Here is a 20,935-nt window from a genome sequence, read left to right as displayed (position 1 = left end):
AATGATTGATGATTAATCTTGTTCTTGTTTTTTCAAAGCTGCACCCAGAATATCACCAAGAGAAGCACCTGAATCTGTAGAACCATATTGTGCAACAGCTTCTTTTTCCTCTGCAATTTCTAAAGCTTTAATCGATACTGAAATTTTACGTGTTTTTTTATCAAATGCTGTGATGCGAGCATCAACCTTTTGCCCAATTGCGAAACGCTCAGGACGTTGCTCATCACGATCACGCGCAAGATCAGCACGCCGAATGGTTGTCTCAAGGTTGTGGTCAATCAATTTCACACCAATGTCATTGTCGTTAACAGCAATCACTTCGCATGTTACAACTGCACCTTTTCGCAATTCGCCAGAAGCAGCTGCTTCTCCAACTTTATCGCTGGAAAGCTGCTTAATTCCAAGAGAAATGCGCTCTTTTTCAATGTCAACATCAAGGACCACAGCCTTAACGATATCGCCTTTATTATAAGTATCAATAACTTGTTCACCAGGACGGTTCCAATCAAGATCAGACAAATGAACCATACCGTCAACATCGCCTTCAAGCCCAATAAACAGACCAAATTCTGTTTTATTTTTAACCTCTCCTTCAATTTGCGAATTGATAGGAAATTTATTGGCAAAAGCTTCCCATGGATTTTCAAATGTTTGTTTTAAGCCAAGAGAAATACGCCGTTTAGAAGGATCAATCTCAAGAACAACCACTTCTACTTCTTGTGATGTAGACAGAATTTTTCCAGGATGAACATTTTTCTTTGTCCAGCTCATTTCAGAAACATGGATCAGCCCTTCGATTCCTGGTTCAATTTCAACAAAACCACCGTAATCAGTAATGTTGGTAACAGCACCCGTAATTTTTTTACCAATCGGATACCGGACACTGATGCTTTCCCAAGGATCACTTTCAAGCTGTTTCATTCCAAGAGAAATACGGTGCGTATCTTGATTAATGCGAATAATCTGCACTTTAATCGTTTGGCCAATTGTGAGCACTTCAGATGGGTGATTAACACGCCGCCATGCCATATCTGTAACGTGCAAGAGACCATCAATCCCACCAAGATCAACAAAGGCACCATAATCTGTAATATTTTTCACCACACCTTCAACGATTTGGTTTTCTTCAAGATTTTGTACGATTTCTGAACGTTGCTCAGCGCGACTTTCTTCTAAAACAGTGCGACGTGAAACCACAATATTGCCACGACGACGATCCATCTTCAAAATTTCAAAGGACTGTGAATTATGCATGAGGGGTGAAACATCACGAATGGGACGAATATCAACTTGGCTGCGAGGCAAGAAAGCAACGGCACCATCAAGATCGACTGTAAAACCACCTTTTACTTGGCTAAAGATCACTCCATCAACGCGTGCACCAGCATTGAATTTTTCCTCCAAACGGACCCAACTTTCTTCGCGCCGTGCTTTTTCACGCGATAAAACAGCTTCACCCATCGCATTTTCAATGCGTTCAATGTAAACCTCAACTTCATCGCCAACTTGCAAAGAACCATCTTTTGCTTTAGCTCCAAATTCTTTGAGAGGAATACGTCCTTCGACTTTAAGACCAGCATCAATAATGGCCATGTCTTTTTCGATTGCAATAACACGACCTTTAACAACAGATCCTTCATTAAGATCATTAGTTTGAAAAGATTCTGTTAAAAGGGCTTCAAAATCCGCTGTTGTGGGATTGTATTGTGACATAAGAACTCCTAATATATACCTTGTATTATAAGGTATGAGCGCTAGGTTAGTGTTAACATAAGTAACTCCCTAGCCTTTTCCTTGAATAAAGGAAAAAAGTTAGCGCTAGGCTGGAAGTTACCTTAACGAATTTATCCAATTATATGCATTTTTATGATTGGATCAACAAAACTGCATGCAATTTCAAATGTTGCTTCTATACTCAATTCTGACGTATCAAGCAAGTGGGCGTTTTTTGCTGGTTTTAGTGGACTTTGTTTGCGCGTTATATCGCGACTGTCGCGCTGTTCAAGTTGAGCTAGGATTTCATGATAATTTGCTTGAACACCTTTTTTTAAAATCTCTTGGTAGCGGCGTTTGGCGCGTGTTTGAACATTGGCTAGAATATAAAACTTGATATCGGCATCAGGACAAACAATAGTTCCGATATCACGCCCATCAAGCACACAGCCGGGCAAAACTTTAGCAAAGTTGCGTTGTTTTTCGACAAGAATTTTGCGTACAGCAGGATTAATTGCTATTTTTGAAGCCGCTTCACCAAGTTCATGAGAAGAAAGAAGAGAAGGATTTAAGGTATTAAAATCAAGTTCTTTAGCATAAATAATAGCATTTTTTTCATCATTAAGAGCTAAATTTTGTTGTAAAAGCGTATGAGCAACACTACGATAAGTAAGACCAGTATCGAGATGGCGAAGGCGATAATGTGCAGCAATTTTGCGTGCTAAGGTTCCTTTGCCTGAGGCTGCAGGTCCATCAATGGCGATAACAAAAGGCTTCAAGCGATTTTTCCCCCAAGTTGTTTTATAAAAGGAATAAATTCTGGAAAGCTCGTAGCGATCATTCGTTTATCATCAATGGTAACAGGTTTTTCTGATACAAGCCCAAAAATGAGAAAACACATAGCAATTCGATGATCAAGATGTGTGGCAACATACCCACCCCCCAAACCTTTGGCAGAACCTTTTCCATAAACAATAAGAAAATCTTGACCTTCTTCACAGTCTACGCAATTAATTTTTAATCCTTGAGCAACAGCAGACAATCGATCTGATTCTTTTACACGCAATTCTTCAATTCCTAGCATAACTGTTTTGCCTTCTGCAAAGGCTGCTGCTACTGCCAAAGCAGGATATTCATCTATCATCGATGGAGCACGTTCTTTGGGCACCGTAACGCCTCTAAGGACCGATGATTTTATCCGTAGATCAGCAACATCCTCTCCACCTGTTTGACGTCGGTTCAAAAATTCAATTTGAGCACCCATTTCCCACAATGTTTCGATAAGTCCTATTCGAGAGTTATTTATCAAAACATTTTCAATGGTGATATCAGAGTCTTCTACAAGAAGGGCTGCGATAATTGGAAAAGCAGCAGAAGAAGGATCCCCCGGAATATGAATCGTTTGTCCAGTAAGATGGGGTTGACCATTAAGATGAATCAAACGCGCACCTTCGTTATCTTTTTCTATTTCAAGTTGCGCACCAAATGCTTTTAACATTTTTTCCGTATGATCTCGTGTCAGAACTGGTTCAATAACAGTTGTAATGCCAGCGGTATTGAGTCCAGCAAGCAGGATTGCTGATTTAATTTGGGAGGAAGCTATTGGAACACGGTAACGAATCGGATTAGCCATTTTCGGACCATAAAGCGTTAAAGGAAGGTGATCGTCGCGCGTTGCCTCAATTTCAACCCCCATGAGACGCAGTGGAGCAAGGATACGTCCCATTGGACGTTTAGAGAGAGAAGCATCACCAATAAAGGTTGTTTTCATATGATACGGACCAACCATTCCCATAACCAAACGAGCACCTGTTCCAGCGTTTCCAAAGTCTAAAGGTTTTTGTGCAGCTAAAAGGCAACCATTCCCTGTTCCTCGTATGATCCAGAAGTCATCTTTTTTAATAATACAGGCACCCATAGCTTGCATAGCAGCAGCTGTATTGAGTACATCAGCGCTTTCAAGTAATCCATGAATATATGTCTCACCACTTGCTAATCCTCCCAATATAAGAGAGCGGTGAGAGATTGATTTATCTCCTGGTATTTGAATTTTTCCAGAGAGACTACTCGATTTATAGGTGGTTATAGGGATTGCTTTTTGCATGGAAATTCTATTTAATTCTATCTAACTTTTATGAAATTGTGCATCCTTTAGCACATGCTTTAAAAGACGTCATGAAAAAATCACTGTGGAACAGTGTATTTATCTTTGACAAAGGTATTATTTTTCGATTAAGCACCATAAAATTTATCTTTTAATGGAATAATAGTTAATCAAAGAGGCACGGTTTATGGCAAAACAAGAACTTGGAACTAAACGTGTTGATCCAGAAACAGGAAAAAAATTTTACGATCTAAATCGCGATCCTATTGTGTCGCCCTATACAGGGATTTCTTATCCGCGTTCTTACTTTGAAGTTGCAGCAGCTGAAGCAAACAATGAAGAAGAAGTTGATACTGAAGAGCTTGATACAGCACTTGAAAAATCTGCTTTTATGCTTCTTGAAGATGATGATGTGGATTCTAAAGATGACGATCTTCCTGATTTAGAAGATAGTGATGTAGATCTTGGTGATGATGATGATACATTTTTGTCTCATGATGGTGACGATGAAGATGATGACGTTACTGATATTCTCGGAGGCGGTGTTTCTAATGATGACGATGCTTAAAAGAAGTAAAAGAGGACATCTTTTCTATTGAATGTAAATTCTTCTTGATCTTCAATTTTGATCGTTCTAGAAAAGCTGGAATTGTATACTGTCTTTTTGGGACAATTTGTTTTTATAGGGGCTATAGCTCAGCTGGGAGAGCGCTTGCATGGCATGCAAGAGGTCAGCGGTTCGATCCCGCTTAGCTCCACCAAAAAGACCAACTGTTCTATCAAGGGAATCAATTATAATAAAAGATGTGTGCATATAATAAAAGATGTGTGCATCAATTTAAAAGGTTTATGTGCTATTTAATTATCATTCCAATAGCGCCTGTTCCTTGCATCTTAATGATATTATAATACATTTTTAATCATTTGTTGGATTATAAAATTTACTGTCGCAACCGTGAAAGTAGATAATTTTTTATGCTTTGCACAGAAATAGAAAATGAGCTGTTTAACCTGCGCCTTGTCTTAAAGGACAAAATTTGAATTTCCTTTACCACAATATTTCCACAAATATCATAATATGTTGGTTACCGGTATCTTTTTAAAAGATATGAAGTACTTAAACAAAGAGTAGAGAATAAAATATTAAAATATACTTCTCAATTATTGCGAATCAGAACTTTTTTCGAGTATTTTTAGCCTGATCAGATGTTCTGCCAATTAAAAATTATCCACCTTGAGTAGCGTATACCTGCTCAATACTAAGGTATATTAACACTTAAATAATATATTGAATCAATTAATTTTTTTCCTTGCACGTCATAAACAAGGTCGAGGTGTAAGAGCAAAGTGGTGCTATCATTATATGTGCTAATTCCCAATGTTACGGATAATTCTTACATTTGAGAATGTATGTTCATAAAAAAACATTTTTAGTCTTTTCTTTCACAGTTTTTATCCACATACCCATTGTGCTTGTTATGTGCAAGCCAATGGTTTTATTGATTCAACCTCAAGAGATCTGAAACGATAAAACCCTACGCCATTCGAGATTCTTACTTTAATATGAATAACGATATATTATCTTTATAAATCAATATGCTTAAACCATTTAAGAAAAAGAATAAAAATGCTTCTCATAAATATTCTCAAATGCAAAAGCTATCACAACATTGGAGACTGACTTGTTACTTCATAGGCGTTACAAATCTTTCTCTGAATATTCCCTACCCTGAATATTCATTGTGTATAAAGTTGCATATACCTTATCATCCTATAAACGGGAGTGTTTTTACAATACAATAAGATAACTTCTTTCAATTAAGATGAACTGGATGGACGACTATGTTTTATTTCATACAATACTAAATACACTTAGTTTTTTTGAAGACTGTAGCGCCCTCTTTATACAAAACAACGTTTTTTCGTTTAATGCATTTCTCGTTTTTTTATATTGAATATTTTACCCTTTTTATGATGCCCGAATTGCATTTGTTTTAATTGCTATTTTATACGCTTAACAAAGAAAATATTCATATAATAATCAGCCAGTAATACGCATAATGAAAATAAAAAATGATATTATATTTTAAAATTTTTCTTCAATAACCTCTAGTACTTAGCCCAATGCGAAATGCCAACACTAAATAGAAAATGGTTTCTATTATAATTTTTTTTAACAAAGGAAGTAAAAATGTCGAGAGTATCTTCAAATATATTGTGTATTGCAAAAGCTTTCTGTCGCTTGAGTTTATTCTAAAAAATAACAATTTATTTCATTGAACGATCAGAAAACGACACTATTTTATCATATCATGTGGAATTTTGCTTTCGAATAATTTTATCCCATCAATTCCCTGATTGAGATTTTCAAAAATCTTCCCTAATGCCATCCACATCTTTTTAATTGCTGTTCATAGAGCCTCGATATCCTTGCCATGCGCTGTGCTGTCTGTGAAAGCGCAGCACTGACATGCCCACCACTACGTGCATAAGCACCATGCCCCATATGATAATTTAAATAAAGGCTATATGCATCATCAAACCTCACCCCATTGCGTTGAACACTTTGGCTATGATACCAAGCAACAAAATCAGCAGCATCTGCGAAATTCGTACGCCATGCAAAAGACTTTCCTGTAGAGCGAAGATACATTGCCCATGTACTATCAAGCGCTTGAGCATAACCATAAGCTGTCGACCGACGCTTCCATGGAATAAAACCAAGTAGTTTTTTGCGTGGAGGACGTGCATTGTGACGAAAGCTCGATTCCATCTTAATGGTTGCAAGAATAATAGGCATAGGAATTCCATAGCGCATTTCCGCTCTTTGAGACACCTTACCCCAATTGTCAAAAAAACCATTTTTTTGTGCTAAAATAGCACAAGCATTATTTGTGTGGATGGGAGTGGTTGTTGCGCATCCCTCTAGCAAAAACACCAGTGCCCCTAAAAACAAAAGGTGTCGCATATTCCTATTCCTCTCGTTTAAGAAATAAAACAAGATAGAGATACTAAAAAATGATTACCAATCAATAAAGAACATGATCTAACTTGTAATATCTAAGAAGCTTGCTTTGCTTTATTCCTCATCAGCAAAACGCAATGTTTGCGACTGAGCCAATGTTGTCATTTTTGTTGGTTCAGAGTAATTTTCTTTTAATTCGACAGTTTCAATGCGATTTGCCCGTTTCATGATTTTGGAGGACGATATCAAAATTCCCTCTATATCTTCACCTGCTTTATGAAAGTGCTTCTGTAGTGCGCGAACACGCGTATCCATTCGTCCAAAATCTTCCATCAATTTTGCTACTTCTGATTGAATTAAATGCGCTTGTTCACGCATACGCGCATCTTTCATAATGGTTTGTACCACTTGGACAGAGAGCATCAACAAAGATGGTGAAACAATAATCACATGGGCTCTATTGGATTTTTGTACCAATGCCTCAAAGTCCTCATAAATTGTTGCGAAAATCGATTCAGATGGCACAAAAAGGAAAGCAGTGTCATGGGTTTCTCCAGGAATCAAATATTTTTGTGCAATATCACGAATATGAACTTCCATATCGGTACGAAATTGGCGTTCTGCCTCTTGACGCTCTTGCGCTGATTCTGCCTTACGCATAGCATTCCAAGCTTCCAGAGGAAATTTAGCATCAACAACAAGAGAAGGAGCTTTATTGGGCATATGAATGAGACAATCTGGGCGCTTTCCATTGGAAAGAACAGCCTGAAAAGCATAAGCGTTTGTTGGTAAGGCATCGGCAATAATTGCTTCCATCCGCCCTTGACCGAAAGTACCACGCGTCTGCTTATTGCTTAAAATGGACTGCAACTGAACAACTTGTCCCGTAAGCGATTGAATATTATTTTGTGCTGCATCAATCACTGCTAAACGCTCTTGCAAACGATTCAAATTTTCATAAGTGGATTTGGTCTGTACCTGAAGTGTTTGGCCTAAGCTTGTTGTCATCCCATTGAGTTGCTCACTGAGTGATTTATTCAATTCAGCCTGCCGTTGACCAAAAATTTCCGCCATCGTTTGCATTCGTCCTTGCATTTCAGCTTGTGTTTTCAGCAAGGTAGCCATCTGCATTTGTGCCTCACGTGCGCGTTCAGCAATTTCATTTTCCAAAAATGCTTTTTTTCGATAAGAATGTATCAACATAAAAAATGCCAAACAGACAAGTATAAATAAAAGCAAAAGCATTAGTTTAGAAAAAAAATCACCAGCAAGTATGGAAAAAAACGAATCAAACATAAATTGTAATATAACGCTCTTATTGTAAAAAAACGCAAGAATCCGTTATTCAATATTGACCAATAACAAACCATTGATTAATCTCTACTTATGCCAATGAGATCTTTAGTTACTTTACCTGATCCGATTTTACGGGAAGTGTCCAAACCTGTTGAGCAGGTCGATTCAGCTCTCCAAAAACTTGCGGATGACATGTTGGAAACCATGTATAATGCTAAAGGCGTTGGTCTTGCTGCTATTCAAATTGGTATACCGCTACGTATGTTGGTTATAGATGTCTCTGGAAATTCTGAAGATGAGCAGAAAAAACCACTTGTTATTATCAACCCTGAAATTTTATGGCTTTCAGATGAGCGTAATATTTACAAAGAAGGTTGTCTTTCTATTCCTGATTATTTTGCAGAGGTTGAACGTCCTAAACGCCTTCGTGTTCGCTATCAGAACCGTGAAGGAAAACAAACAGAAATTGAAGCAGACGATCTCTTAGCAACTTGCTTGCAGCATGAAATTGATCATTTAGATGGGCGCCTTTTTATTGATTACATTTCAAAGATCAAACGCGATATGGTGATACGAAAATTTAAAAAACGTGCAAAAGAAAAAAACATGCAGGAAGCAGTTTTGTAATGGCTTTACGATTAAGTTTTATGGGAACACCAGATTTTTCTGTTCCTATTTTACATGCTTTATTGGATGCAGGTCATGATGTTGTTGCTGTTTATAGTCAACCCCCTCGTCCAGCAGGACGTCGAGGGCTGAAATTAATCCCCTCCGCTGTTCACACCGTAGCAAAAGAGAAATCTATTCCCATCTTTACGCCTCAAACACTCAAAACAATCGAACAACAGGAGCAATTTGCAGCACTTTCTGTTGATGCTGCTATTGTGGTGGCTTATGGACTCCTTTTACCTAAAGCTATTCTCGAAGCACCGCGTTTTGGTTGTTTTAATGCCCACGCTTCACTCTTACCACGTTGGCGTGGTGCTGCGCCTATTCAACGAGCAATTATGGCTGGTGATAAAGAAACAGGTATCATGATCATGAAAATGGATGAAGGACTTGATACGGGGCCTATCGCTCTTTCTCGCTCCATCCCCATTACTGATAACACCACCACTGCTGAGCTTTCAAACAGACTTTCACATATTGGCGCAGAACTTATGGTAGAGACTTTATCAACTCTTGAAAAAGGACAACTTAAACTGACCCCACAACCAGAGGAAGGCATTACCTATGCGGCCAAAATTAGAAAAGAAGAGACCCGCATTGATTGGACAAAACCTGCAGAGTTTATTCATAGGCATATTCGCGCGCTCTCTCCCTCTCCTAGTTGCTGGTGCAACATGAATATCGGTGGACGAGAAGAACGTGTAAAAATTCTTGATAGTCGCTTAACAACAGGTCCTTCTCTTGAAATTGGACGGATAGAACCAGATTCTTTGATTATCCATTGTGGGCAAGGACGGATAGAAATAACCTCTCTCCAAAGATCTGGCGGTAAAATTCTTGAGTGCGCAACCTTTTTGCGAGGTGCTCATATTTCTGCTGTTTTTTAAGATGCCACGTTTTAAACTCACTCTTGAATATGATGGTTCAAATTATGCTGGTTGGCAGCGTCAAGCAAAACTTCACACGATACAAGGAGCTCTTGAACAAGCAATTTTTTGCTTTAGTGGACAACAATTGACCATAACAACAGCAGGAAGAACCGATGCGGGCGTACATGCTACGGGACAAGTTGCGCATGTTGATTTTGAAAAAAACTGGCTCTCCCATACTGTGCGTGACGCGCTCAATGCTCTTTTACGTAAACAGGGAGAGGCGATTTCAATCTTAAATGTAGAAAATGTCCCTGATGACTTTGATGCACGATTTTCCGCTGTAAAACGCCATTATCTTTTTAAAATACTTAATCGTCGCTCTCCACCAGCTTTAAATGCCAAACGCGTGTGGTGGATACCAAAACCTCTTCATGCTGAAGCCATGCATGAAGCTGCGCAAAAGCTTGTAGGACAACATGATTTTACAACTTTCCGTTCAGCACATTGCCAAGCCAAAAGCCCTATTCGCACCCTTGAACGTCTCGATATTCAAAGAGAAGGTGAAGAAATTTTCCTTTATGCACAAGCTCGTTCTTTTCTTCATCATCAAATCCGTTCATTCGCAGGAAGCCTCATGGAAGTGGGTATTGGACGTTGGACAGCTCAAGATCTCGAAACAGCTCTTCATGCTAAAGATCGTAAACGTTGTGGTGTTGTTGCCCCCCCCTCAGGACTTTATTTAACCAAAGTAGAGTATTAATGATCCTTCAAGAGTGAGCATCTCAAAAGTCGTTAAGGCAATTTATAAAAAGAACGAATTTCTTCAAAAGCTTCTGCTGCTGTATTAACAAATTTCACAAAATTAATATCAGTAGGAGAAATTGTACCTTGTGCAGACAGATACTCAAAATTGACAGTATTGCTCCAAAATTCTTTGCCAAACAATAAAATCGGTACCTGTTTCATACGCCCCGTCTGTACTAAAGTTAATGTCTCAAACAGTTCATCCAGAGTCCCAAATCCTCCTGGAAAAATGGCTAGGGCTTTCGCTCGTACTAAAAAATGCATTTTGCGCATCCCCAAATAATGAAAATTGAAACATAAATGCGGCGACACATACGAATTAGGCTCTTGCTCATGTGGTAAAATAATATTCAAGCCAATCGTTGGGGCACCAACATCACAAGCACCACGATTTCCCGCCTCCATGATTCCTGGTCCGCCCCCCGTAACAACCACAAATTCACGATATTGTGTCGTAGCAGAATAGAGTGAGCACAAACGCGCAAACTCTCTTGCTTCATCGTAATAATGTGACATAGCATGCAAATTTTTCTTTTGTATTTCATTTTTTGCAGCCCACGCTGCTTGCCCAGGTTCAGGAATACGCGCACCACCAAATAAAACAACTGTTGATTGAATATCATATTCTTTAAGGGTTATTTCCGGCTTTAAAAATTCAAGACTAATACGTTGTGAACGCAGCTCTGGACGCATCATAAAATCTTGATCGATATAGGCTAAACGATAAGTAGACGAACGCACCTGTGCTGAATTAGAGACTTTATGGATCTGTTGTAGAGCATCCTTCGTATGGAGAAGTGGCGTCCAGTTTTCTTGCTCCCTTTTTCTTTTTTCTTTACAGCTTTTTTTCATACACCTGTCCTACTTCCTCATCGTTTTATTGACTGAACACATTTCTTCGCGTAGTTCATAGAGAATAAATCTTGAAGCTTTCAACTTGTTTAACGGAACTCTCGTCATGACTCATATCACACAACTTGAAATTATTATCGAACAAGCTTTTGACGATCGCGATTCTATCGATACTACCACAAAAGGCGAAATACGTGAGAGTGTTGAACATGCATTGAACCTTCTTGATAAAGGTGAAATCCGTGTTGCAGAACGACAAAAAAATGGACAATGGCATGTTCATCAATGGTTGAAAAAAGCGGTTTTACTCTCTTTTCGGCTTAATTCTATGCAAATTATTACTGGTGGAATCAATGGGACACATTGGTGGGATAAAGTTCCTTCAAAATTCTCTGGTTGGCAAGAGGCAGATTTTAAAAGTGCTGATTTCCGTTCCGTTCCTGGAGCCATTGTACGTCATTCTGCTTACATTGCACCCAATGTTATATTGATGCCATCCTTTGTCAATCTTGGTGCTTTTATCGATGAGGGCACAATGGTTGATACATGGACCACCGTTGGTTCTTGTGCACAAATTGGTAAACATGTCCATCTTTCTGGCGGTGTTGGTATTGGAGGTGTTTTGGAACCACTGCAAGCAAATCCAACAATCATTGAAGATCATTGCTTTATCGGTGCTCGCTCTGAAATTGTTGAAGGCTGTATTATCCGTGAAGGTGCTGTTTTGGGAATGGGAGTCTTTATTGGAAAATCAACAAAGATTATTGATCGTACAACAGGTGAAATTTTTATTGGTGAAGTACCAGCCTATTCAGTGGTTGTACCAGGTTCTCTCCCTGGAAAACCTTTACCAAATGGTGAAGCAGGCCCAAACCTTTATTGTGCTGTTATTGTAAAACGCGTTGATCAAAAAACACGAGAAAAAACATCCATTAATGATCTTTTACGTTCTTAGACAACAAGATTAATGCATAATAATATTTCCTCGTTTTTTAACTTGAATAATAACCTCGAATACAAGGATTCTCTCATTTCAAATCCTTTCATAGTGAATCAATCACTATCATTTCCTTGCTCGTTACAAACACAGTTGGTATGTGGGTAAGAAACACTTCAAGAAAAGAGTGAAATACCTTTAATGAATTCTCTCAAGTGATAAGGACTGTCATAATATTTTGAGCTGAAAAAGAGTATGATAGGTGCGCTTTGCACCTTTCTGACGCGTAAAAGCGGTAATGCCAAATGGATTTTATATCATTCACAGTGTATTTTACGTTATATTTTTCATAGCCCCCGTTGTGAAATGGAGTTTGATGTATTGAGTGATGATTTACGAAAACGAGCACGCCAATATGCAACATAAATGTATTTTGTTTAAAGCATTCTGTTTTACGTGAGAAAGTGATACCATTATGCAATACACAAGAACATGAAGCACGACGCAATTCTATTTAAAAGTGTTCTTTAAACACCTGAACCAATCGACAAAAGCAAAAGCGCAATCAATGAGAGAAAATACCCCTTTTTTCATTATTTGTTCATTTTGAGCGCTTGAATAAATGCCGATTGTGGAATTTCTACTTTTCCAAATTGGCGCATCCGCTTTTTGCCTTCTTTTTGCTTTTCCAAAAGTTTGCGCTTACGCGTAACATCACCCCCGTAACATTTCGCTGTTACATCTTTACGCAAAGCACGAATCGTTTCGCGCGCTATAACTTTACCACCAATAGCCGCTTGAACTGGAATCTGAAACATATGCTGAGGAATAAGATCTTTCAGTTTTTCACACATTGAACGCCCGCGCTTTTCTGCAATCGTGCGGTGAACAAGCATCGATAATGCATCAATAGGCTCTCCATTCACCAAAATAGACATTTTAACTAAATCACCTTCTGCATAATCTGTCATTTGATAATCAAAAGAAGCATAACCCTTTGAAATCGATTTTAGCCGATCATAAAAATCAAAAACAACTTCATTCAGTGGTAAATCATACGTTACCATAGCACGGGTTCCAACATAGGACAAACCAACCTGTACCCCACGCCGCTCTTGGCATAGCTCTAAAATTGAACCAAGATAATTATCAGGAGTCATGATTGTCGCTCGAATCCATGGTTCTTCTATGGAAGAAATTTTAACCACATCAGGCATATCCGCTGGATTGTGCAACTCTTTAACAGAACCATCATTCATATTCATGCGATAAACAACTGAAGGTGCTGTCGCAATTAAATCCAAATTAAACTCACGCTCTAATCGCTCTTGAATAATTTCAAGATGCAGAAGTCCCAAAAAACCACAGCGAAAACCAAATCCCAAAGCCGCAGACGTTTCCATTTCAAAAGAAAAACTCGCATCATTTAAGCGTAATTTGCCCATGGCTGCACGCAAATCATCAAAATCAGCAGCATCAATTGGAAAAAGTCCACAAAAGACAACCGGTTGCGCCGGCTTAAAACCAGGCAAAGCATTTTCACAAGGACGACGCTCTTCAGTAATCGTATCCCCAACCCGTGTATCTGCTACCTCTTTGATAGAAGCAGTGATAAAACCAATCTCGCCTGGTCCTAATTCATCAACCTGTACCATTTTAGGTGTAAAAACCCCAACGCGCTCAACTGGATATTTTGCACCTGTACCCATCATACGAATGGTTTGGCCTTTTTTTAAAATACCATCTATCACCCGTACCAAAACAATGACACCAAGATATGCGTCATACCAGCTATCAACCAACATTGCTTTCAAGGGATTTGCAACATCGCCTGTATGTGGAGGTGGTAATTGTGCAACAATTGCCTCCAGAACATCAGGAACACCCAAACCTGTTTTTGCTGATATTTCTACTGCTTGAGATGTATCAATGCCTATCACATCTTCAATTTGTTCTTTAACACGCTCAGGTTCTGCTGCTGGAAGATCAACTTTATTGAGAACAACAACCAACTCATGGGAATTATCAATGGCTTGATAAACATTTGCTAACGTCTGCGCCTCTACGCCTTGGCTTGCATCCACCACCAACAGAGAACCTTCACAAGCTGCCAGTGAACGCGAAACCTCATAAGCAAAATCCACATGACCTGGTGTATCCATAAGATTTAAAATATAGGTTTCACCATTCTTTGCCTTATAGTGTAAACGTACCGTCTGTGCTTTAATAGTAATTCCACGTTCACGCTCAATATCCATGGAATCGAGTACTTGTTCTTTCATCTCACGTGTATCAAGCCCACCTGTTATTTGAATCAAACGATCAGCTAAAGTTGATTTGCCGTGATCAATATGCGCCACGATGGAAAAATTACGAATATAATTACGATCTATTGTCATATAAGGCGATTTAGCAAAGAATAATACAAAACGCAAAGACCAATTATGTTCCGGCTTCTATCAAAAGAATATAAACCTAAAAATCTTCTCAAAACACAACTTTTTATAGCCTAAAAAATGAGGCTTTTGTTTGCTAAATTAAATCCAAGGGTGATAAAATGATCCTTTCACATCTTATTTGATAACTCATATCTGTAGTAAGCCGGCACCATCACACACTTTGCCAGCCTCCAATATTACGACGATCCTTTACACTTGAAAAATTTTATAAGAGATATGCTTTTCTTGTACAGTCTTTACCCACATGCCCCCCACCCACTTGTGATGTGTAAGCAAGTGATTTGGATTGATTTAACATGAAAATGATTTGACGTGAGAAAATTTTACGGTATTCAGGGTTCTAATTCAATTGTGAATAATGCTATATTATAATTATAAATCAATGTATTATCATATTTATATGATGGGCGTGTATATCACTTAGGCTTGCAATAAATTCGCAAGAAATGCTTTTTTATTTGTACGCAATAATCTTCTTTTTTAGCAATCTTATATAAGATAACATGAATATCGAGGGAGTTTCTTCTTAATTTTTAAAACTTTAGAAATAGGCTTTATTGAGCAAAGTTTTTATGTCCTTTTTATACAACTCCTCCCTTCCTTCATTAAATATAAAACACACAAATCCTCTTCGATTCATTGGATAACGCATTGATTTATAATGATCGTTTATTGTTTTGCAATTTAAATTAAAGCTCTGAATATCGCGAGCTTCTCTCATTTTAAATCTTCTCATAATGAATCAATAAATTTTTTGCTCCCCATTATAAAACAGAGCTAGTGTATGGATAAAAACGTTTAAGAAATGAGTAAAAATACCTCTCTCTTTCAAATGCCAAAAGCTATCGTAATATTGAGAACAGATAAAGAAAATGCTCGTGCCTTTTATTTTAAGTAAAATGATGATGCTCTGTGGTTTTTCTATACTTCATGCAAACCGTCAATGAATATGATGTATATTGAGAAAATTATCTTTTAAAAAACGCTTTAATGTACAACGTTATGGGGATACTTTGGGCGTTCTATTTTGCGTGAGAAGCGTAACTCTATTAAAGGACAAAAGAAATAACGTGCGACAGTGCGTAATTTTCATTATTCAAAAACATTACCGTAGATGTTTTTGAAAGTTGTTAAAGCCGAATTTAAAGATGAGCGTTAATTTTTACCTTTATATCACCTCATGCTTTGGCTCAATGAAGGTTGTCTGCCCGGTTCAGAAATCTGACAAACAGATAGAAGCATACTATTTCTCCACTTTGGCATGCAAAAGCTGGAATAATTTATAGAACTTCTTAATCATCTTAGTATTAAAAAAGCTCCAAAAATGAAAACTCTACAAGCAAAAATCTCATGTAATAAAATCATAATAAAAAAATGTATAGCTAATCAATTTTTTTAATTGCTTTATTTTTTTTACGCCATTGTGAAGGTTGTAATTCAGCCACAATTATCCCAATCAGAATAAGCAAACCGCCCAATAAAGCTAAGGGAGATAAATGTTCGCCAGCCAAACGCCCAACAATACCAGCCCATACCGGTTCACCTGCGTAAATGAGTGTCGCACGCGTAGGGGAAATAGACTTTTGTGCCCAATTCATAGCTAATTGAATGATGGCACTCATTAATGCCAATCCTATACCAATATTAAACCACACCCACGAAAATTCAGGGATGCTTTCACCCATCAAAGGCATACAAGCAAATGAAAAAAAACCACTAAAAAATAACTGAATAATGGTTACACGCCGACTATCAACCTTGTTCGCAAAAATTCCGATGAGTATGACTTCTCCAGCAATCGCTAAAGCGCCTAACAAAGTTAAAATTTCGCCTTTTGAAAAATCAAAATTTCCCGGCTTTTGTCCTGAAATAAATACAAGCCCAATAAAAGCGAAAATAATACCAATCCAACAAGCTAAACGGGGAGGTTTTTTAAAAACAATCCATTGCAAGATTGGAACCATCGGTACATAAAGCGCTGTGATAAAAGCTGACTGACTACTAATAATTGTTTGAAGTCCAGCTGCTTGAAAAGCATAACCAAAAAACATGGCTAAACCTATCGCCATCCCAGCGAAAACTTCATAAACAGTTATACCTTTTATAGAGCGCCAAAAAATTACCCCACATATAAGAGATGCAACAATAAAACGAAATCCAACAAAAAACAGAGGACCACTATAGCGTACCGCAATGTGAATGACTAAAAATGTAACGCCCCACAATATTGTCGCAGTAAATATTGCCAATTCTGGCTTACTTAATAAAGGATATTTAAACTGTTTTAGATTCACCATGAAAAACTTTCTCTTCCAATTTTCCCCACAATTTATGAAACAATAAGCGTTCCAACTCCCTGTTCGGTAAACAGCTCTAGTAAAACAGAATGAGGAGTTTTACCATTTAAAATGACAACACCTTCCACGCCATTTTGAAGGGCTTTTATACAAGTCTCTACTTTTGGAATCATGCCTCCTGAAATTGTCCCATTTTTAATAAATTTCTCAGCTTCAGCAACTGTCAATTCTTTTAAAAGTTTACCCTGTTTATCCAAAACACCAGGAACATCAGTGAGAAATAAAAGGCGTTTAGCCTCTAATGCACCAGCAATAGCTCCAGCAAAAATATCAGCATTGATATTATAAGTTTTACCATCGCGTCCTGGAGCTACAGGAGCAAGAACTGGTATCATTTCAGAAGATGCTAAAAGATCTAGCAATGTGCGGTCAACTTCAACAGGCTCACCAACAAACCCCAAATCTAAAACACGTTCAATATGCGAATCAGGATCAATGACAGTTTTATAAGCCTTTTCGGCAAAAACCATATTGCCATCCTTGCCGCATAATCCTATTGCCCATTCACCCTCAGCATTGATGAGAGCAACAATTTCTTTATTTATGGAACCCGCTAAAACCATTTCAACCACTTCAACGATCCGCTCATCGGTTACCCGTAGTCCGTTTTCAAATCGTGATTCAATCCCCATTTTCATTAAAATTTCAGCAATTTGAGGACCACCACCATGAACAACAACAGGATTAATCCCCGATTGCTTTAATAGAGCAATATCACGCGCAAATGCTCGCCCCAAAGCAGGATCACCCATAGCATGGCCGCCATATTTTACCACGACCGTTTCATTTTCATATTTTTGCATATAAGGTAAAGCAGACGATAAAAATGCTGCTTGTTTTTCCAAAACATCTACATCACCGTTTTTAGCATCATCCATCAATAGAGCCTCCTCATCACTTTTTACCATCTCTTAATGAAATTTAGGAAAAGTGAAAACAATAAAACCAAACTTTACTCTATCCACCCCCTCCCCTGAAAACCGTCAATTTTCCTCTAAATTACGAAAAAGGAATAGCAAAATGAAATACAAAAAACTTCCTTTAAAAATTGACAGCGAAAAATTAAACAAAATAGACGTAAAAAAATGTCATTATTTTATGATCTTATATATAAAATTGAAAAGCAAAATTTTGAAGCTAAGCCGTACATTCAACTCATTAATTTATCCCTACGGATACTTAACAATGAATGGGAATATATACAACCATTGATTTTATAAGATAAAAATAAAGTTTCTTATAATAATAAAATTAACATATTCCCAAGATTAAGAAATCACTCAACCGCTTTATAGCTTATCTCAATAAACTATAACTTTGGTTTTAAAAATTTGACTTTTTCTCAATCATAAAACATGAGGAAATGTCAACTGAACGCTCCTTATGGAGAATCATAATAAGTTGATTTATAATAATAATTTATCTTTTTATATCGTAAAATCGAAAAAAGGCTTTGCAACATTATCCATATATTGTGATAGCTCTTCAAAAGCATCTTCGTAAAAGCATTTAATTGTTTAGATTACTCTCTTCGTAAGATTTGATAAAATTTCTCATTTTCATGATCTGTCATTAAGTTTTTCTTTTTGCATAGCAATACATGCTTGAATTATTCAATGTTTTTTAGAATTGTTAATTCTTTTAATGTATTATTTTAATTATGTTATTTTATGAAAAAAGATTCATTTCGTATACTTCTCTTTCCATATCACTAACAATTTCAATAATATGTCGTGCTGTTTTCTAAGCATATTGTGCTATTTTTTTATTGTATTTGTTTTTTCTTTTTAAAGGTAACTTCCTCTATCTTCCCACCAACTTTTTATTATGCCAATAAATTCAATTAAGTGAATTCCATCGAATCTGTTTCCCCACAAGAGAGATACATCGAATACCTCAAAAAGTGTTTTGTTATGTCTTCTTTAGCATTCAACACACATTATCTCATTCCACAATTTCTTTGGAACAAAATAAACTTGATTATAGCGTTTTTATTATCTGGAAGAACTATTTATGACATCAGAAATACAAAACTAAATCCGCATCTAAAAAGACATGATTACTGCTAAAAGCTAAGATGAGGCATGTAAAAGCTATTCCGAACAAAATAACCCTTATTTTAAAGGAAGCAGTGATTAAAACTATGAAAAATGCCAAAAATAAAATCGGTTATAAGAAGTTGATACTTTATTTGAAAAAGATGGATTGCCTAACAGCTTATTTAGCGTTTCTTGGCAAGCCGCTACCTATTTTATAGTTTTATTATAGAGCCTTTAAAAAGAAATTTTGAGTGAAAAATAAACACCAAAAATACTGAATGCATAAAGGCAGTTATCATGACACTGGCAATATTTATTATCAATCACTCAATTGCGTTCTTATATGGATAAGCCCTTTTTAAAATGTCATAGACACTCAAAAATAAGACTTATCCATAAAACTCATGAAATATAAAAACTATCAGCAGCAGGAGTTTATCCTAAATTAGCTGTCTCTCTCTTTTCTTTTCAAGAAAAAATGCTTTTCAAAGATAATGAGACAATAGAAAGCTTAATGAAAATAACTTTCCCACAGTTCTCTCTAATTATTCTGAGAACATTCACATAATTTTAACCAGAAATATTTTCAAAAAATTCTTTCATACGTGAAAAAAAACCATGTGATTGCGGTGAATTTTCATGATTTGAGAGTTTCTCAAATTTTTGCAACAATTCACGTTGTTCTTGCGTTAATTTCTGCGGTGTCTCAATCGTGATATGGATGTAAAGATCACCCCTTGCTTGCTGACGGCGCAACATGGGCATACCTTTGCCTCTAAGGCGGAATTGACGTCCATTTTGTGTCCCTTCTGGAATCTTAACGCGTGCTTTAACACCATCAAGGTCGGAAACTTCAAACTCTCCTCCTAAAGCAGCTGTTACCATTGAAATAGGAACGCGACAGTGAAGATCTGCTCCTTCTCGCTGAAAAAACTCATGCGGTTTAATGGAAAGGAAAATATAAAGATCACCATTGGGGCCACCACGAATACCAGCATCACCCTCACCAGAAAGGCGAATACGCGTTCCATCTTCAATACCAGCTGGAACATTTACGCTTAATGAACGTTTTTTCTCTATACGCCGTGTCCCCTGACATTTGGGGCATGGATCCGTAATAGTTTCACCACGTCCATGACATGTAGGACATGTCCGCTCAATAGAAAAGAAACCCTGTGCAGCACGCACACGACCAGATCCATGACATGTTCCACAAACTTGCGGCTTAGAGCCTTTTCTCGCTCCTGATCCTTCACAAACATCACACGTAACGGAACTGGGAATATTAATTTCTGCAGTTTTTCCTGAAAATGCCTCTTCTAAAGTCACTTCCATATTATAACTCAAATCTGCGCCACGTTCGCGACTATCACCACGCTTACGGTGTGTCCCTCCCATAATCTCACCAAAAAAGTCTTCGAAAATATCCGCAAATCCACCACCAGCAGCAAAACCACCAAAGGGATTTGCTCCCCCTTGACCACCGCTATTTTCAAAGGCCGCATGGCCAAATCGATCATAAGCAGCACGCTTCTGGGGATCTTTAAGAACTTCATAGGCTTCGCCAATTTCTTTGAATTTTCGCTCTGCCTCTTTATCCCCCGCGTTGCGATCAGGATGATATTGCATTGCCAACTTACGAAAAGCAGATTTCAACTTTTTATCATCACATTCGCGAGTCACGCCAAGAATTTCATAATAGTCAACCTTCATCATGTATTCCTGATAATTTTTCTGTCATCCATCTTTATGGATAATATTGCTTTTAATTTATATTTTTAGCAACAAAGTTGCAACTTATCTCAAATAATAAAGCCCAGCCTTATATTTCAAAGGCCGGGTTTATCAATTAATCAACACATATGCTG

General features: G+C 37.5%; 15 protein-coding genes and 1 tRNA gene. 6 read left to right on the top strand and 10 right to left on the bottom strand.

Annotation, left to right across the window (positions count from 1 at the left end):
* Positions 1–12: 12 nt before the first annotated feature.
* From rpsA to aroA, 3 genes are all read right to left on the bottom strand, one after another.
* The gene (gene rpsA, locus ACFIMI_RS00860; protein ID WP_375638158.1) at positions 13–1,713 is read right to left on the bottom strand and encodes a 30S ribosomal protein S1; all 1,701 of its coding nucleotides are present in this window, start codon (positions 1,711–1,713) and stop codon (positions 13–15) included.
* 131 nt (positions 1,714–1,844) lie between these two features.
* Positions 1,845–2,492, bottom strand: coding sequence for a (d)CMP kinase (gene cmk / locus ACFIMI_RS00855; protein WP_375611402.1), 648 nt, complete (start codon positions 2,490–2,492; stop codon positions 1,845–1,847).
* Positions 2,489–3,817, bottom strand: coding sequence for a 3-phosphoshikimate 1-carboxyvinyltransferase (aroA, locus tag ACFIMI_RS00850; protein ID WP_375685938.1), 1,329 nt, complete (start codon positions 3,815–3,817; stop codon positions 2,489–2,491). Before aroA ends, cmk begins: the two co-directional genes overlap by 4 nt.
* A gap of 187 nt (positions 3,818–4,004) precedes the next feature.
* On the opposite strand from aroA, the gene ACFIMI_RS00845 reads away from it, so the two are divergent.
* Together ACFIMI_RS00845 and ACFIMI_RS00840 are read left to right on the top strand one after the other, a co-directional pair.
* Entirely contained in the window at positions 4,005–4,385 is a 381-nt protein-coding gene (locus tag ACFIMI_RS00845) for a TIGR02300 family protein (protein ID WP_375611400.1), read from the top strand.
* A gap of 117 nt (positions 4,386–4,502) precedes the next feature.
* A tRNA-Ala gene (locus ACFIMI_RS00840) sits at positions 4,503–4,578 on the top strand.
* 1,619 nt (positions 4,579–6,197) lie between these two features.
* Here ACFIMI_RS00840 and ACFIMI_RS00835 read toward each other — a convergent pair.
* Positions 6,198–6,785 carry a hypothetical protein gene (locus ACFIMI_RS00835; protein ID WP_375612813.1) on the bottom strand — a complete coding sequence of 196 codons (588 nt, stop codon included), beginning with the start codon at positions 6,783–6,785 and terminating at the stop codon, positions 6,198–6,200.
* Between the two features lie 111 nt (positions 6,786–6,896).
* Positions 6,897–8,078 carry a DNA recombination protein RmuC gene (locus ACFIMI_RS00830; protein WP_375678824.1) on the bottom strand — a complete coding sequence of 394 codons (1,182 nt, stop codon included), beginning with the start codon at positions 8,076–8,078 and terminating at the stop codon, positions 6,897–6,899.
* A gap of 90 nt (positions 8,079–8,168) precedes the next feature.
* Here ACFIMI_RS00830 and def point away from each other — a divergent pair, with 90 nt between their 5' ends.
* Genes def through truA form a run of 3 tightly spaced genes read left to right on the top strand, consistent with a single transcriptional unit; the run spans position 8,169 to position 10,379 of the window.
* On the top strand, positions 8,169–8,705 hold the full coding sequence (gene def, locus ACFIMI_RS00825) for a peptide deformylase (RefSeq protein WP_375620854.1): 537 nt from the start codon (positions 8,169–8,171) through the stop codon (positions 8,703–8,705).
* A complete protein-coding gene (gene fmt / locus ACFIMI_RS00820) occupies positions 8,705–9,634 on the top strand; it encodes a methionyl-tRNA formyltransferase (RefSeq protein WP_375692173.1) in 930 nt (309 codons plus the stop codon). The genes def and fmt overlap by 1 nt, the downstream gene beginning before the upstream one ends.
* Position 9,635: 1 nt before the next feature.
* Positions 9,636–10,379, top strand: a complete 744-nt coding sequence (gene truA, locus ACFIMI_RS00815; protein ID WP_375612809.1) for a tRNA pseudouridine(38-40) synthase TruA — start codon at positions 9,636–9,638, stop codon at positions 10,377–10,379.
* 32 nt (positions 10,380–10,411) lie between these two features.
* Here truA and ACFIMI_RS00810 read toward each other — a convergent pair whose 3' ends face one another.
* The gene (locus ACFIMI_RS00810) at positions 10,412–11,275 is read right to left on the bottom strand and encodes an LOG family protein (RefSeq protein ID WP_375611394.1); all 864 of its coding nucleotides are present in this window, start codon (positions 11,273–11,275) and stop codon (positions 10,412–10,414) included.
* Between the two features lie 106 nt (positions 11,276–11,381).
* Between ACFIMI_RS00810 and dapD the strand changes: the two genes are divergently transcribed.
* A complete protein-coding gene (gene dapD, locus ACFIMI_RS00805; protein WP_375692172.1) occupies positions 11,382–12,230 on the top strand; it encodes a 2,3,4,5-tetrahydropyridine-2,6-dicarboxylate N-succinyltransferase in 849 nt (282 codons plus the stop codon).
* Positions 12,231–12,805: 575 nt separating this feature from the next.
* Here the strand turns inward: dapD and lepA are convergent.
* The 4 genes from lepA to dnaJ form a co-directional block, all read right to left on the bottom strand.
* Positions 12,806–14,611 carry a translation elongation factor 4 gene (gene lepA, locus ACFIMI_RS00800; RefSeq protein WP_375611467.1) on the bottom strand — a complete coding sequence of 602 codons (1,806 nt, stop codon included), beginning with the start codon at positions 14,609–14,611 and terminating at the stop codon, positions 12,806–12,808.
* Positions 14,612–16,053: 1,442 nt separating this feature from the next.
* Positions 16,054–16,968: a DMT family transporter gene (locus ACFIMI_RS00795; protein WP_273790236.1), complete on the bottom strand. Its 915-nt coding sequence runs from the start codon at positions 16,966–16,968 to the stop codon at positions 16,054–16,056.
* A gap of 32 nt (positions 16,969–17,000) precedes the next feature.
* Positions 17,001–17,906 carry an acetylglutamate kinase gene (argB, locus tag ACFIMI_RS00790; RefSeq protein ID WP_375612884.1) on the bottom strand — a complete coding sequence of 302 codons (906 nt, stop codon included), beginning with the start codon at positions 17,904–17,906 and terminating at the stop codon, positions 17,001–17,003.
* Positions 17,907–19,637: 1,731 nt separating this feature from the next.
* Entirely contained in the window at positions 19,638–20,780 is a 1,143-nt protein-coding gene (dnaJ, locus tag ACFIMI_RS00785) for a molecular chaperone DnaJ (protein ID WP_375611466.1), read from the bottom strand.
* Positions 20,781–20,935: the final 155 nt, after the last annotated feature.

Source organism: Bartonella sp. AP4SXKL, from assembly GCF_042195845.1.
Classification (GTDB): Bacteria; Pseudomonadota; Alphaproteobacteria; order Rhizobiales; family Rhizobiaceae; genus Bartonella.
This window is presented reverse-complemented; position numbering and strand designations above follow the sequence as displayed.

Excerpts from the sequence above, each read along its gene's own strand:
- rpsA (WP_375638158.1), bottom strand. The coding sequence starts at position 1,713 with ATGTCACAATACAATCCCACAACAGCGGATTTTGAAGCCCTTTTAACA.
- aroA (WP_375685938.1), bottom strand. The coding sequence starts at position 3,817 with ATGCAAAAAGCAATCCCTATAACCACCTATAAATCGAGTAGTCTCTCT.
- ACFIMI_RS00845 (WP_375611400.1), top strand. The coding sequence starts at position 4,005 with ATGGCAAAACAAGAACTTGGAACTAAACGTGTTGATCCAGAAACAGGA.
- ACFIMI_RS00835 (WP_375612813.1), bottom strand. The coding sequence starts at position 6,785 with ATGCGACACCTTTTGTTTTTAGGGGCACTGGTGTTTTTGCTAGAGGGA.
- ACFIMI_RS00830 (WP_375678824.1), bottom strand. The coding sequence starts at position 8,078 with ATGTTTGATTCGTTTTTTTCCATACTTGCTGGTGATTTTTTTTCTAAA.
- def (WP_375620854.1), top strand. The coding sequence starts at position 8,169 with ATGCCAATGAGATCTTTAGTTACTTTACCTGATCCGATTTTACGGGAA.
- fmt (WP_375692173.1), top strand. The coding sequence starts at position 8,705 with ATGGCTTTACGATTAAGTTTTATGGGAACACCAGATTTTTCTGTTCCT.
- truA (WP_375612809.1), top strand. The coding sequence starts at position 9,636 with ATGCCACGTTTTAAACTCACTCTTGAATATGATGGTTCAAATTATGCT.
- ACFIMI_RS00810 (WP_375611394.1), bottom strand. The coding sequence starts at position 11,275 with ATGAAAAAAAGCTGTAAAGAAAAAAGAAAAAGGGAGCAAGAAAACTGG.
- dapD (WP_375692172.1), top strand. The coding sequence starts at position 11,382 with ATGACTCATATCACACAACTTGAAATTATTATCGAACAAGCTTTTGAC.
- lepA (WP_375611467.1), bottom strand. The coding sequence starts at position 14,611 with ATGACAATAGATCGTAATTATATTCGTAATTTTTCCATCGTGGCGCAT.
- ACFIMI_RS00795 (WP_273790236.1), bottom strand. The coding sequence starts at position 16,968 with ATGGTGAATCTAAAACAGTTTAAATATCCTTTATTAAGTAAGCCAGAA.
- argB (WP_375612884.1), bottom strand. The coding sequence starts at position 17,906 with ATGGATGATGCTAAAAACGGTGATGTAGATGTTTTGGAAAAACAAGCA.
- dnaJ (WP_375611466.1), bottom strand. The coding sequence starts at position 20,780 with ATGAAGGTTGACTATTATGAAATTCTTGGCGTGACTCGCGAATGTGAT.